Origin of the sequence: Pseudorhodoferax soli (assembly GCF_003337555.1) — a bacterium.
Classification (GTDB): Bacteria; Pseudomonadota; Gammaproteobacteria; order Burkholderiales; family Burkholderiaceae_C; genus Pseudorhodoferax; species Pseudorhodoferax soli.
In genome coordinates this window covers 368,241-381,513 of the sequence record NZ_QPJK01000003.1, presented here as the reverse complement: position 1 = coordinate 381,513, position 13,273 = coordinate 368,241, and the positions used below count along the sequence as shown (strand labels likewise).

The 13,273-nt window shown below is 69.1% G+C and carries 10 protein-coding genes; 3 read left to right on the top strand and 7 right to left on the bottom strand.

Features of this window, described 5'->3' with window-relative positions:
• Nucleotides 1-5 precede the first annotated feature (5 nt).
• Nucleotides 6-974 carry an endolytic transglycosylase MltG gene (gene mltG / locus DES41_RS13415; RefSeq protein ID WP_114468148.1) on the bottom strand — a complete coding sequence of 323 codons (969 nt, stop codon included), beginning with the start codon at nucleotides 972-974 and terminating at the stop codon, nucleotides 6-8.
• A gap of 65 nt (nucleotides 975-1,039) precedes the next feature.
• On the opposite strand from mltG, the gene ygfZ reads away from it, so the two are divergent.
• The gene (gene ygfZ / locus DES41_RS13410; RefSeq protein ID WP_211332968.1) at nucleotides 1,040-1,978 is read left to right on the top strand and encodes a CAF17-like 4Fe-4S cluster assembly/insertion protein YgfZ; all 939 of its coding nucleotides are present in this window, start codon (nucleotides 1,040-1,042) and stop codon (nucleotides 1,976-1,978) included.
• Nucleotides 1,979-2,187: 209 nt separating this feature from the next.
• Here the strand turns inward: ygfZ and DES41_RS13405 are convergent, their stop codons facing one another.
• Genes DES41_RS13405 through DES41_RS13390 form a run of 4 tightly spaced genes read right to left on the bottom strand, consistent with a single transcriptional unit; the run spans nucleotide 2,188 to nucleotide 7,253 of the window.
• A complete protein-coding gene (locus DES41_RS13405) occupies nucleotides 2,188-3,060 on the bottom strand; it encodes a YbgC/FadM family acyl-CoA thioesterase (protein WP_114468146.1) in 873 nt (290 codons plus the stop codon).
• Nucleotides 3,057-4,025: an alpha/beta hydrolase gene (locus tag DES41_RS13400; protein WP_245965687.1), complete on the bottom strand. Its 969-nt coding sequence runs from the start codon at nucleotides 4,023-4,025 to the stop codon at nucleotides 3,057-3,059. The genes DES41_RS13405 and DES41_RS13400 overlap by 4 nt, the downstream gene beginning before the upstream one ends.
• Nucleotides 4,025-4,852, bottom strand: coding sequence for an HDOD domain-containing protein (locus DES41_RS13395; RefSeq protein WP_114468144.1), 828 nt, complete (start codon nucleotides 4,850-4,852; stop codon nucleotides 4,025-4,027). Before DES41_RS13395 ends, DES41_RS13400 begins: the two co-directional genes overlap by 1 nt.
• Before the next feature lie 28 nt (nucleotides 4,853-4,880).
• A complete protein-coding gene (locus DES41_RS13390) occupies nucleotides 4,881-7,253 on the bottom strand; it encodes a Tex family protein (RefSeq protein WP_114468143.1) in 2,373 nt (790 codons plus the stop codon).
• Nucleotides 7,254-7,479: 226 nt separating this feature from the next.
• Between DES41_RS13390 and DES41_RS13385 the strand changes: the two genes are divergently transcribed.
• Nucleotides 7,480-8,244 (top strand): N-acyl amino acid synthase FeeM domain-containing protein, encoded by a 765-nt coding sequence (locus tag DES41_RS13385; RefSeq protein ID WP_114468142.1) that lies wholly within the window; start codon nucleotides 7,480-7,482, stop codon nucleotides 8,242-8,244.
• 164 nt (nucleotides 8,245-8,408) lie between these two features.
• Nucleotides 8,409-11,393 (top strand): EAL domain-containing protein, encoded by a 2,985-nt coding sequence (locus DES41_RS13380; RefSeq protein ID WP_114468141.1) that lies wholly within the window; start codon nucleotides 8,409-8,411, stop codon nucleotides 11,391-11,393.
• 17 nt (nucleotides 11,394-11,410) lie between these two features.
• Here the strand turns inward: DES41_RS13380 and DES41_RS13375 are convergent, their stop codons facing one another.
• Both DES41_RS13375 and DES41_RS13370 read right to left on the bottom strand, forming a co-directional pair.
• Entirely contained in the window at nucleotides 11,411-12,313 is a 903-nt protein-coding gene (locus tag DES41_RS13375; RefSeq protein ID WP_114468140.1) for an SDR family oxidoreductase, read from the bottom strand.
• Nucleotides 12,314-12,329: 16 nt separating this feature from the next.
• Nucleotides 12,330-13,259 carry a glutathione S-transferase family protein gene (locus DES41_RS13370; RefSeq protein WP_114468139.1) on the bottom strand — a complete coding sequence of 310 codons (930 nt, stop codon included), beginning with the start codon at nucleotides 13,257-13,259 and terminating at the stop codon, nucleotides 12,330-12,332.
• Nucleotides 13,260-13,273: the final 14 nt, after the last annotated feature.

The window sequence follows — 13,273 nt, the reverse complement described above, 5'->3', positions numbered from 1 at the left end:
GTGGCTCAACGCCCGCGTATGTAACGGTTGACGGCGCGGTTGTGCTCGTCCAGCGATTGGCTGAAATGGCTGGTGCCATCGCCGCGCGCCACGAAGTACAAGGCCTTGGAATCGGAAGGCTGCACGGCCGCCAGCAGCGAGCGCGCGCCGGGCATCGCGATCGGCGTGGGCGGCAGGCCGGGCCGTGTGTAGGTGTTGAAGGGCGTGTCGGTGCGCAGGTCGCTGCGGCGCAGGTTGCCGTCGAAGCGCTCGCCCAAGCCATAGATCACAGTCGGGTCGGTCTGCAGCAACATGCCGATGCGCAAGCGGTTGTGGAAGACGGCGGAGATGTCGGAACGGTCCTCGCCATGGCCCGTCTCCTTCTCGACGATGCTGGCCAGCACCAGGGCCTGCTCGGGCGTCTTGAGCGCCACGCCCGGCAGGCGCTGCGACCAGGCCGCGTCCAGCTGCTTGTCCATGGCCTGCAGGGCCTGGCGCAGCACCGCCAGGTCACTGCTGCCCTTGGCGTAGCTGTAGGTGTCTGGGAAGAAACGGCCCTCGGGCGCGATGCCGGGCCGGCCCAGCGCGGCCATCACCGCCGCATCGTCGAGCGTGCGGCTGTCGGCCTTGATGCGATCGGCCTTTGCCAGGGCCTGGCGCATTTGGCGGAAGGTCCAGCCTTCCACGAAGGTGACCGCGCGCAGGGCTTGTTCGCCGCGGACCAGCTTGTCCAGCAGCGTGCGCGGCGTCGTGCCGGGCGCGAACTCGTAGCTGCCGGCCTTGATCAGGCGCGACTGGCCCGACAGCCGGAACCAGCCGAACAAGGCCCAGTCCGGTGCCTGCACGCCGGCCTCGGTGGCAGCGCTGGCGATGGCGCGCGCGCTGGTGCCGGGCGCAACGTTCAATTCCACCGGCGCGCGGGACAACCGCAGGGGCTGGTCCAGCCACCACCAGCCACCCGCCGCCGCCGCGCAGGCCAACACCAACAACACCATCAGCGCACGACGCACAGCAGCCCTACAAGCCAGGAGAACAAGAGCCGGCCATGATAATTCAGCCCATGCACCCCAATCCCGAAAGCCGCAATGGCCTCGCGCCGCTGACGCACCTGGGCGTGATCGCCGTCCAGGGCGAGGAAGCCGCCAAGTTCCTGCACAGCCAGCTGACCCAGGATTTCGTGCTCGTGGCGCCCGACCAGGCCCGCCTCGCGGCGTTCTGCTCGCCCAAGGGCCGCATGCAGGCCAGCTTCGTCGGCCTGCACTGGACCGATGGGCAGGTGCTGCTCGTCTGCGCGCGCGATTTGCTGGCGCCCACGCTCAAGCGCCTGTCGATGTTCGTGATGCGCGCCAAGGCCAAGCTGCGCGATGCAACCGGGGAGTTCCAGCTGCTGGGCGCCCTGGGCTCCACCGCCGCCACGCTGCTGGACGGCGAGCCTGCGCCCTGGCACCGCCGAGAGGTGGCCGGCGGAGTGGCGGTGGCGCTGCATCCGGCCGACGGCCAGCCGCGCGCGTTGCTGGTGCTGCCTGTGGACGCTGCCCTGCCCGACGCGGTGGCATCGGCGCCGGCACTGTCGCTGGCGGATTGGCAACTGTCCGAGGTGCGCAGCGGCGTGGTGCTGATCACGCAGCCCTTGTTCGAGGTCTTGGTGCCGCAGATGCTGAACTACGAGTCGGTTGGCGGCGTGAGTTTCAAGAAGGGCTGCTACCCGGGCCAGGAGATCGTTGCGCGCAGCCAGTTCCGCGGCACGCTCAAGCGCCGGGCCTACCTCGTGCATGCCGCTGCAGAACTCGCGCCGGGCCAGGAGGTATTCCAGGCCAGCGATGCGGAGCAGCCCACCGGCACGGTGGTGCAGGCTGCGGCCAACCCCGTTGGCGGCTGGGACGCGCTCGTCTCGGTGCAGATCGCCGCGGCCGAGGCTGGCCAGCTGCGTGCCGGCAGCGCCGCCGGCCCTGCCCTGCAACTGCAGCCCCTGCCCTACGCGCTGCTGGCCGACGTCTGAGAAGCTGTGAACGAACCCCTCACGACCACGCCAAGCCCGATGACCCGTGTTCTCCAGCACCATCGCCGCGTCCAGGGCCTGGCCCTTCGGGCCGGGGTGCGCCGGGCCACATGCGGGCGTTGCAGGCCTTGCCCGGGCACGAGCCCGGGCGGCGGCCTGCGCCTACGCCTGTGGCCCGGCGCACCCCGTCGTGGCCGCGAACGGTTCATTCACAGCTTCTGAGCCGGAAGCGGCAGCACCATCTCGACGTGGGCGATGCCCACTTCGTCGAAGGGCTCGCCGCGCACCGCGAAGCCGAGCCGGCGGTAGAAGCCCTCGGCGCTGCGCTGGGCGTGCAGCACGACCTCGTGGTCGCCGCGCGCGGCTGCGGCCTGCACCAGGGCCTGCAGGATCTCGGCGCCCAGGTTCGCGCCGCGCAGCATGTGGCGCACGGCCATGCGGCCGATCTTGGCCACGCCAGGGGCGTGCTGCAGCAAGCGCCCTGTGGCCAATGGCTGGTCCAGCCGGTTGTAGAGCACTGCGTGCACGGCCGCGGCGTCGGCTTCGTCCCACTCATCTTCGCGCGCGATGCCCTGCTCTTCGATGAAGACCTCGGTGCGCACGCGGCGTGCGTCGGCCTGCAGCGCGTCCCAGCTGTTCAGCCGCAGTTGCGTCACGCGCTGGCCGGCCTCGTAGTCCAGCAGCAGCGCCCGCAGCGCGTCCGGCACCGGGCGCGACTTCTGCTCCGTCGGGTCGGCGAACACATAGACCAGTTCGCCCGTGACCAGCAGCTGGTTGCCGCGGAAGACCCCGCCGACGAAACGCATCGAGCTGCGGCCCACGTGCTCGCACTTGAGCGCCACGTCGAGCTGATCGTCGTTGCGCGCCGAGGCGTGGTACTCCACGGTTGCCTTCTTGACGTAGAGCTCGCCGCCCAGCGCCGCGAAACCTTCTTCGTAGGGCAGCGCCAGCGCACGCCAGTACGCTGTGACCGCCGTGTCGAAGTACATGAGGTAGTGACCGTTGAAGACGATCTTCTGCATGTCCACCTCGACCCAGCGCACGCGCAGGCGGTGAAAGAAGCGAAAGTCCTGGCGTTTCATGCGGTGTCTCCTGCGGTCTGCAATGCGATGGCGAGCGCGCGCGCCGCGTCGGCATGGGCCAGCCGCGCCTGTGGAATGGCGCGGCCCATCTTGATGAACTCGTGTACCACGCCGCGGTAGATCTCCAGGTCCACCGCCACGCCGGCCGCACGCAGCTTGTCGGCATAGAGAACGCCCTCGTCGACCAGCGGGTCGCATTCCGCCAGGCCGATCCAGGCGGGCGCCACGCCATCGACATCGGGCGCGTTGAGCGGCGCGAAACGCCAGTCTGCCCGCGCCGCCCGGTCGGGCTGCACCTGGTCGAAGAACCAGTCGATGCTGGCGGACTCGAGCACGAAGCCTTCGGCGAAGCGCTGGTGCGAGGGCGTGTCCTGGAAGGCCGCGCAGCCAGGATAGAACAGCAGCTGCAGCGCCAGCGGCAGGCCTGCGTCGCGCGCGGCGATGGCGCAGACCGCGGCCAGCGTGCCGCCAGCGCTGTCGCCGCCGACGGCTAGGCGCGTGGTGTCCAGGCCCAGGGCCGCGCCCTGCGCGGCCAGCCACTGCAAGGCATCCCAGGCGTCGTTCTGGGCGGTCGGAAAACGGTGCTCGGGCGCGAGCCGGTAGTCCAGCGACAGCACGGCGCAGCCGGCCTGGTACGCCAGTTCGCGGCACAGCGTGTCGTGCGTGGCCACCGAGCCGATGGTGAAACCGCCGCCATGCAAATACAGCAGCACCGGCAGCGGTGCCGCGGCGCTGGGTGCCACCAGGCGCGCCGGCAGGCTGGCGCCGTCACGCGTGGGCAGCAGCAGGTCCTGCACGCGCGCCAGCGGCCGCAGCGCGATGTCCAGCACGCCGGCGCCCAATGCATAGGCAGCGCGCGCCTGTGCCGGCGGCAGGCTGTGCAGCGGCGGGCGGGCGGCACGGTGCATGCGCTCGATCACGCCGCGCATGGTCGGTGTCAACAGGTCCTGGGGGTTCTTTTGCATCAGATGTGGACGGGGCCACCGCCGCCCCAGTCGATCGGGTCCTGCTGCAGCACCATGTCGATGTCCAGGCCCAGGGCCAGGCCCACTTCACCCGGGAAACTGGTCGCCAGCGCACGCTCGTCGTAGCGCGATTCCTGGGCGCGCACGCGCCAGGCCGCCAGGTGCACCAAGCCGGCCAGTGGCTCGTAGACCTCGTTCTCGAACGGCGCGAGCTGGTAGCGCAGCGCATCGACCAGAGGGCCGGGAAACTGCCATTGCTGCGCCAGCGTGGCACCGGCCGCGGCATAGGTGGTGTCCAGCATGCGCTGCTGCAGCTTGGCGCGGCGCACGTCGCACAGGCCGGCGACCAGGTTGACGGAGGCCATGTCGTCCTGCACCGCGGCGTGCAGCACGAGCTCGCCCACGGCATGCAGCAGGCCTGCGGTATAGGCGACGGCCTGGTTCTGCCGCACGCTGGCGGCCAGCGCGCGCGCGAGCTTGGCCACCTGCAGGCTGAAGCGCCAGAACTGCGGCAGCGACAGTCCCGGCACGGCATTGGGCACGCTGGCCCGCGCGGCGGCCTCGGCCAGCGGACGCAAGGATTCGGTCGGCAGCAGGGCCAGTGCCTGCGCCACGCTGATGACGCCGCGGGTGTCCTCGCGGTGCACGGCATTGGCCAGCCGCAGCAGCCGCATGGCCAGCGCCGGATCGCCGCAAAACAGCTGGCTGGTGCGGCGCAGGTCCGGCGCGGGCCGGGCCAGTTCGGTCAACAGCAGCGCGATGAGCCTGGGGCTGCTGGGCAGCTCCGCGTCGCGCGAAGCGGGTGTCTGGGCGCTGGTCGCCTGCATGGTGTCTGCCTGCCGCGTGCGCCCTGCTTCAGCGCTTGCCGGCCTGCAGCTTGGCGAAGGCGGACGCCATGGCCGAGGGCGCCGCAGCCTCCTGCCGACCACCGCCGCCGCCGTGGCGCTGTCGCGCGCCGCCGTGCTCGAAACGGTTCTCGCGCGGGGCATCGCGGCGCGTCGGCGTGGCGTCGAGCTTCATGGTCAGGCTGATGCGCTTGCGCGCAACATCCACTTCCAGCACCTTGACCTTGACGATGTCGCCGGTCTTGACGACCTCGCGCGCATCGGTGACGAACTTGTTGGACAGCTGGCTCACGTGGACCAGCCCGTCCTGGTGCACGCCCAGGTCGACAAAGGCGCCGAAGGCGGCCACGTTGCTGACCGTGCCCTCCAGCAGCATGCCTTCCACCAGGTCCTTGATGTCCTCGACGTTGTCGTTGAAGCGGGCCACCTTGAAGTCCGGGCGCGGGTCGCGGCCGGGCTTTTCCAGTTCGGACATGATGTCCTTGACGGTGATGACACCGAACTTCTCGTTGGCGAACAGCTCGGGCTTGAGCGTCTTGAGCATCTCGGCGCGGCCCATGAGTTCCTGCACGGGCTTGCCGGCGCGTTCGAGGATGCGCTCGACCACCGCGTAGGTTTCCGGGTGCACACCGGTCATGTCCAGCGGGTTGGCGCCGCCGCGGATGCGCAGGAAACCTGCGCTCTGCTCGAAGGTCTTGGGCCCCAGGCCGCTGACTTCCAGCAGCTGCTGGCGGCTGGCGAACGCGCCATGGCTCTCGCGCCAGCGCACCACGGCCTTGGCCACGCTGGGCGACAGGCCCGAGACGCGCGACAGCAGTGGCACGCTGGCGGTGTTGAGATCCACGCCCACGGCGTTGACACAGTCCTCGACCACGGCCTCCAGCGTGCGCGCCAGTTCGCCCTGGTTCACGTCGTGCTGGTACTGGCCCACGCCGATCGACTTGGGGTCGATCTTGACGAGCTCGGCCAGCGGGTCCTGCAGACGGCGCGCGATGCTGGCCGCGCCGCGCAGGCTCACGTCCACGTCGGGCATCTCCTGCGAGGCGAATTCGCTGGCCGAGTAGACCGATGCCCCGGCTTCGCTGACCACCACGCGCTGCAGCTGCACGTCGGGCGCCAGCTTCTCCAGCCGCTTGATGAGGTCGGCCGCCAGTTTGTCGGTTTCGCGGCTGGCGGTGCCGTTGCCGATCGCGATCAGGTTCACCCCGTGTTTGACGCACAGCTGTGCCAGGGTGTGCAGCGAGCCTTCCCAGTCGCGCCGCGGCTCGTGGGGGAACACCGTCGAGGTGTCGACCAGCTTGCCCGTGGCGTCGACCACCGCCACCTTCACGCCAGTGCGGATGCCCGGGTCCAGCCCCATCACCACGCGCGGGCCGGCCGGTGCAGCCAGCAGCAGGTCCCGCAGGTTGTCGGAGAAGACCTTGATGGCGACCTTCTCGGCGTCCTCGCGCAGCCGCGTGAACAGGTCGCGCTCGGTCGACAGGCTCAGCTTGACGCGCCAGGTCCAGGCCACGCACTTGCGCAGCAGATCGTCCGAGGGACGGCTCTGGTGGCTCCAGCCCAGGTGCAGCGCGATGCGGCCCTCGGCCAGGCTGGGCACGGGCTGGCCGGGCTTGGCCGGCGCCGCGTCGGTCTCGGGCAGCACCAGCTTGGCGTCCAGAATGTCCAGCGCGCGGCCGCGGAACACAGCCAGCGCGCGGTGCGAGGGCACGCGGCCGATCGGCTCGTCGTAGTCGAAGTAGTCGCGGAACTTGGCGACGTCGGCGTTGTTCTCGTCCTTGCCGGCGGCCAGCTTGCTCTGCAAGAGGCCCTCGTCCCAGAGCCAGGCGCGCAGCCCCCGCACCAGTGCGGCGTCTTCGGCCCAGCGCTCGGACAGGATGTCGCGCACGCCGTCCAGCACCGCGGGCACGGTCGTGAAGTCGTCGCCGTTCTCGCCCTTCTCCGCCTTGACGAAGGCGACGGCCTCGTCCGCCGGCACCAGCTGAGGGTCGGCGAACAGCTTGTCGGCCAGCGGCTCGATGCCGGCCTCGCGGGCGATCTGGCCCTTGGTGCGGCGCTTGAGCTTGTACGGCAGGTACAGGTCCTCGACCTCCTGCTTGGAGCCGGCGGCCTCGATCGCCGCGCGCAGCTGCGGGGTCAGCTTGCCCTGCTCCTCGATGCTCTTGAGCACGGCCTCGCGCCGGTCCTCCAGTTCGCGCAGGTAGGCCAGGCGGGCCTCCAGTTCGCGCAGCTGCACGTCGTCCAGGCCATTGGTGACCTCCTTGCGGTAGCGGGCGATGAAAGGCACGGTGGCGCCGCCGTCGAGGAGGTCGACGGCCGCCTTGACCTGGTCTTCACGGATCTTGATTTCGGCGGCGAGCTGGCGAAAGATTTTCTGGAGCATCCTGGGAAGCGGTTGCAGAGGGAGAAGGGGCGGCAGTTTGCCATAGGCCCCTGCCTCGGATCGGACCCGCCATCCAAGGGAAGTCCGTGTCTCCGAAACACCTACACGCGCTTCAGCCAAACCGGGACTTCTGTTGGCTGAAACGAAAAATTACATTCATTCACATGTCAACGGAGGGTTCAGGCGGGCGGTTGTCGCAGCGCGGGCCAGCTGGGGGAGGATTGCTGTGAATTTGAATGAACAACATGGTCGGTCGGCCCCTTCTGGCTGGTCGCGCACCCAAGAGCTGCTGGCCCTGCCGACACAGACTGAGCGGCTGCCTTTCAGCGTGCGCGTGGTGCGTTCCGAGGCCGACCTGCACAAGGCCGTGCATGTGCGCCACAGCGCCTACGCCCGCCATGTGCCGGCGTTTGCCGAAAGCCTGCGCTTGCCCGAGAGCTACGACACCATGGACGGCACCGTCGTGCTGCTGGCCGAATCCAAGCTCGACGGCACGCCGCTGGGCACCATGCGCATCCAGACCAATGCGTTCGCGCCGCTGCCGCTGGAACACTCGCTGACGCTGCCGCCCAGGATGCGGCACAGCCCGCTGGCCGAGGCCACCCGCCTGGGCGTCGGCGAACCGGCGCAAGGACGGGCCGTCAAGACCGTGCTGTTCAAGGCATTCTTCCTCTATTGCCAGCAACAGGGCATCGACTGGATGGTCATCACGGCCCGTACGCCCATCGACCGCCAGTACGAGCGGCTGCTGTTCACGGATGTCGACCCGGCACTCGGCTACGTTCCGCTGGCCCACGTTGGCAATTTGCCACACCGCATCATGTGCCTGGAGGTCAGCGGCGCCGAGCAGCACTGGGCCGAACTGCAGCATCCACTCTTCCAGTTCGTGTTCCGCACGGACCATGTGGACATCGATCTGGGCCAGCCGGCCGCCCGCAACGGGCTGAAGCCCCAAGCGCTGGCAGCAGCGCTGCCACGGATGCAGATGTAAAGGCCAGGAAGGGCGTGAGAAAAGCCCGGAGTGGCCCCCGGATTTGCCCGGGGAGTGCGCGATTTGTTTCAGCAGCCGCCGAATTAGCTTCATAATTTGTTTCAATTTGTGGCCGGCTTACACCATGCCGGCTCGGCTCGGGCAATTGGCGGACTGAGAACAACATGAACGGCAGCGTGCTGCGGCTTTCTCGGCTGAACACAGGTCTCGACAAGGCCTTGTATGCGATGGGGATCTATGCACTGCCGGCTGTGCTGCTGGTGGTGAGCCTGCTCGCGCTCCTGTCCTGGTCCAACCAGTACGGCAGCGCGGGTGCGCGCAGCCTGTCCTTCCAGGTGGTCGAAGCGCCCGTGGACAAGCCCGGCCTGTCGCCGCAGGAGGCACTGGCGCTGCTCAAGTCGGCGCCCTCCCCCGTCGTGCTGCAGGACACGCGGCTGTCCGAGGCGGCTTTCTGGCTGCTGGTCCCTCTGGTCGATCAGCGGGTGGATGCCGCCACCGACAGCATCGAGTTCGCTTCCCGCCACGCCACCGACCTGCGCTGTTGGAACGCCGCAACATTGCAGCCGCTCGGCAGCGCCAGCCGCACGTCCAGCGAGGGCCACCTGTCTGCGGCCAAGGCCGGCTTCGCCATGCCGCTGGACGCCGCTGGCAAGCCGGCCGCCCTGCTTTGCGAAAGCCATTTCGTCGGGCCTGCGCGCATCACCGTGCTGCAGTGGCCCACTGCGGCCCTGGCCAACTCCGGCTTCGAGTTCCACCGCAACGCCGGCCTGCTGGATGGCGGCCTCATCGTGCTGGCGCTGTTCGTGATGACCACGGCGCTGGTCAACCGCAGCGGCATGTACGTGCTGTTCGCAGTCTGGCTGCTCGTGAACCTGCGCATGGGCGCACTGTCCGCCGGCTGGGACGCCCAGTGGCTGGGCCGGACCGTGCCGACGGAATGGATGCCGCGCATGCGGCTGTTCACGATGTCGCTGTACTACACGCTGACGGCCACGCTGTTCCGCGAGCTGTTCCGTGAAGACCTGGCCAAGGTGGGCTACACACCGCTGCTGCGCGTCATCATGTGGCCCGCGCCGCCGTTGCTCGTGATGTCGGCCTTCCTGCCTTACGCCACGGTGCTGCCCTATATCTGGGCCGCCACCGGCGTGGGCACCTGCATCGCGGTGTTCCTGCTGGGGCAGATCCTGGTCCGCACGCGCTCGCGCGTGGCCATGTGGTACAGCGCCTCGCTGGCGGTGACGCTGGCCGCCAGCCTGTACGAGGTGGTGTCGGCCGCGGTCGGCATGCGCGGCCTGATCGGCGCGGTCAACAGCGTCACGGCCGCGCTGTCGTCCAGCCTGCTCGCCTCGCTGGCCATTGCCGAGCAGATGCGCCAGGAGCACAACCAGCGCCTGGAGGCCCAGGCCCAGCTGGAGCACACCTTCGAGGCCATGCCCATCGGCCTGTTCACGCTGGACCTGCAGGGCCGCTTCACGAGTGCCAACCCGGCCCTGCGCGCCATGCTGGGCACCGATGTGCTGGCACCGGGCCGAGAAGACTGGGACCGCTATTTCCACGACGGCGCCTGGCTGCAGTTGCTGCAGCTGCTGCAGAACCAGGGCAACGTGTCGCTGGAGCTGCGTGGCCGCAAGCCGGACGGCGGCGGCGTGCACAAGCGCTTCCTGGTCAAGGCCGCCCGCGCACGCGAGAAGGTCGAAGGCTCGCTGCAGGACGTGACCGACTCCTCGCGCGCGACCGAGGAATTGCAGTTCATGGCCAACAACGACGCCTTGACCAAGGTGCTCAACCGCCGCGGCATCGAGCGCGAGCTCGAGCGCGCGTTGGCCGGCATGGACACCAGCCATCCGCTCGCCCTGGCCTACCTGGACCTGGACCGCTTCAAGCTCATCAACGACCTGTTCGGCCACAACGCCGGCGACGAGGTGCTGCAGCAGGTCTGCGCACGCGTGGGCAACATGCTGTCGGGCAGCATGGCGCTGGGCCGCATGGGGGGCGACGAGTTCCTGATCCTGATGCCCGACACGCGCATGCCGCTGGCCGCCGTGATCTGCCAGGGCATCGTCTCGGCCATCGGCGGCACGCCCTACCGCGTGGGCGACAAGGCCTTCCATGTGCGCGGCTCCATCGGCCTGATCGAGGTCAGCCCCGGCACGCGCTTCAAGGACGCCGTCTCCACCGCCGACCGGGCCTGCCGCGAAGCCAAGACGCGCCACAACGAAGGCCTGGTGGTCTACGAGAAGAACGCCCAGGCGTTCCAGGACCACCATGCCGAACTGCAACTGGTCGAACGGCTGTCGGGTGGCCGTGCCACCGAGGGCCTGTTCCTGCAGATGCAGCCCATCATGTCGCTGTCCGCGCCGCACGCCTCGTTGAACTTCGAGGTACTGCTGCGCATGCGCGATCCGGATGGCAATCTGGTGCCGACCGACCGCGTCATCTCGGCTGGCGAAAACAGCGGCCGCATGGGCGTGATCGACCGCTGGGTGCTGTCGGCCGCGCTGACCTGGCTCAACACCCACCTCACGCGCCTGCGCAACACCCGCTTCGTCTGCATGAACCTGTCGGGCGCCTCGCTCAACGACGAGAAGTTCATGAACGACGTCTACACCCTGTTGGCGCAGAACATCCACGTCGCGAGCTTCCTGTGCTTCGAGATCACCGAGAGCGTGGCGCTGCACGACCTGGACAACACGCGGCGCTTCATCGACAAGGTGCGCAGCTACGGTGCCAAGGTGGCGCTGGACGACTTCGGCGCGGGCTACACCTCCTTCTCCTACCTGAAGGAACTGCCGGCGGACCTGCTCAAGATCGACGGCAGCTTCATCGTCAACATGAACAAGCACCCGGCCAACGTGGCCATCGTCGAGGCCATCGTCAACCTGGGCCGCAACCTGGGCATGCGCACCGTGGCGGAATGGGCGGAAGACCTGGCAACCGTGCGCACGCTGGTGGAGATCGGTGTGGACTACGTGCAGGGCTACGCCATCGCGCGGCCCCAGTCGGCCGAGCGGCTGCTGGCGGCCTCGTCCTCCGCAAGCTTCATCGAGGACGCCGAGCTGGCGCGCTACACGGCCTCTCTGGAGCGCACCGACGACGCCGTGCTGCAGGTCGATCTGTTCGAGCAGAACCGCACGCGCCGGCTCCACTGAGCCGGGAGGCGGGGGCTTCAGCCGCGCAGGGCCTTGCGCAGTTCCATGCCCAGCTCGGGCTTGTGCGCAAACGGGTCGGTCGGGTTGCGCTGCTGCAGGATGTCTTCCATGCGCACCTGCACCGCGCCGATGGCGCGCGGGTGGCTGTAGATGTAGAACTGCCCCGCGGCGACCGCATCGAAGACCTTCTGCGCCACCTCGGCGGCCGACACCTTGCCGGCTCCGACGGCCTTGTCCATCATGGCCTGGCCGACCTGCTTGCTGCGCGTGGCGGCGCCGGCTGCGAGGTCCGCTGGCCGGTTGCGCTCACTGGCGTGGATGCCGGTGGCCACGAAGTACGGGCACAGCACCGACGCGCTGACCTGCTCGGTGACCAGCGCCAGGTCCTGGTAGAGCGTCTCGGTCAGCGCCACCACGGCGTGCTTGCTGGCGTTGTAGATGCCCATGTTGGGGGGCGTCAGCAGGCCAGCCATGCTGGCGGTGTTGACGATGTGGCCACGCCAGGCCGGGTCGGCCTGGGCCGCCTCCAGCATCATCGGCGTGAACACGCGCACGCCATGGGCCACGCCCATGACATTGACGCCGAACACCCACTCCCAGTCGCTCGCGCTGCTCTCCCAGAGCAGCCCGCCCGCCCCCACCCCGGCGTTGTTGAAGACCAGTTGCGGCGCGCCGAAGCGCGCCAGCGTGGCCGTGCCCAGCGCCTGCACCTGCTCTGCCTTGGACACATCCACACGCAACGGCAGCACCTCGGCGCCCAGCGCCTGCATTTCGGCCGCTGCGCGGTCCAGCGCGTCCTGCTGCACATCGGCCAGCACCAGGCGCATGCCCAGCCGGGCGCCGATGCGCGCGCATTCCAGGCCGAAGCCCGAGCCGGCGCCGGTCAGCACGGCGGTCTTGTTCTTGAAGTCGGTGATCACGCGGTTCCTGCTCCGGTCAAACGGGTTTCAACACATAGCCGATGCGCGGGAAGTGCACATGCACCGTGCCCGCGCGCGGGTCCTCGCGCCTGAGCGTGTAGTGCATGCGCGTGGCCGCCACGAGTTCGCCCTCGGTCGGGTCGGTGCCGAAGCTCTCGGCCGCCACCGTCACACGGCTGCCCAGCGCGATGCCGTGCTCGTCCTGGAAGGTCTGGCCCGCAACAGCCAGCGGCTCGGCCGCTGCTGCGATGGCCACCGCATCGGCGCCCGCAAGCTTGTCGGGCAGGCCGTGGCCGATCGCGGCCATGCGGTCCATCCAGGCCAGCACGGAGGGGAAGGCATCCAGCACGCCGGCCATGGACGGTGTGCGCACGCGAATGAACCACAGCGGGTGGTAGGCCGCGAAATCGGCCAGTCCCGGCGTGGCATCGATGAGGTAGTGCTGCGTCTCCAGCGACTCGGACAAGCGGCGCAGGTAGGACTTGAGCGCGGCCGTCGCATCGGCCGGCCGCAGCCGCGTCATGTTCTGGCTCATCGCACGGCGGTCCTCGCCGAAGGCCTTGGCCGCTTCGGGCGGCAGGCCGCCGAACATGTCGGCCAGGCCGGCCGGCTGCGTCGCATGGGCCATGGCGGCCCAGAACAGGCTGGTGTCGGCCCACTGCGCCAGGATGCGTGCCAGGCCTTTGTGCTGCGGCGGGTACAGGCTGGGCAGGGGCTGCCGGTGCTCGAGCACGTCGCAGATCAGCGCCGTGTCGCAGTAGATGTCGGCACCGATCTGCAGCAGCGGCGTCTTGCGGTAGCCGCCGGTGAGCGCCAGCACATCGGGCTTGGGCAGGATGGCGGGGATGTACACCGAACGGTAGGCCAGCTGCTTGAAGCCCAGGACGAGCCGGATCTTCTCGGCAAAGGGCGAGGTGGGGTAGTGGTGCAGGATCAGGTCGGACATGGGGCGCTCTCTTT

Coding starts and splice junctions, on each gene's coding strand:
- DES41_RS13395 (WP_114468144.1), bottom strand. CDS start 4,852: ATGCAGGCGACCAGCGCCCAGACACCCGCTTCGCGCGACGCGGAGCTG.
- DES41_RS13400 (WP_245965687.1), bottom strand. CDS start 4,025: ATGCAAAAGAACCCCCAGGACCTGTTGACACCGACCATGCGCGGCGTG.
- mltG (WP_114468148.1), bottom strand. CDS start 974: ATGGTGTTGTTGGTGTTGGCCTGCGCGGCGGCGGCGGGTGGCTGGTGG.
- DES41_RS13370 (WP_114468139.1), bottom strand. CDS start 13,259: ATGTCCGACCTGATCCTGCACCACTACCCCACCTCGCCCTTTGCCGAG.
- ygfZ (WP_211332968.1), top strand. CDS start 1,040: ATGCACCCCAATCCCGAAAGCCGCAATGGCCTCGCGCCGCTGACGCAC.
- DES41_RS13390 (WP_114468143.1), bottom strand. CDS start 7,253: ATGCTCCAGAAAATCTTTCGCCAGCTCGCCGCCGAAATCAAGATCCGT.
- DES41_RS13380 (WP_114468141.1), top strand. CDS start 8,409: ATGAACGGCAGCGTGCTGCGGCTTTCTCGGCTGAACACAGGTCTCGAC.
- DES41_RS13405 (WP_114468146.1), bottom strand. CDS start 3,060: ATGAAACGCCAGGACTTTCGCTTCTTTCACCGCCTGCGCGTGCGCTGG.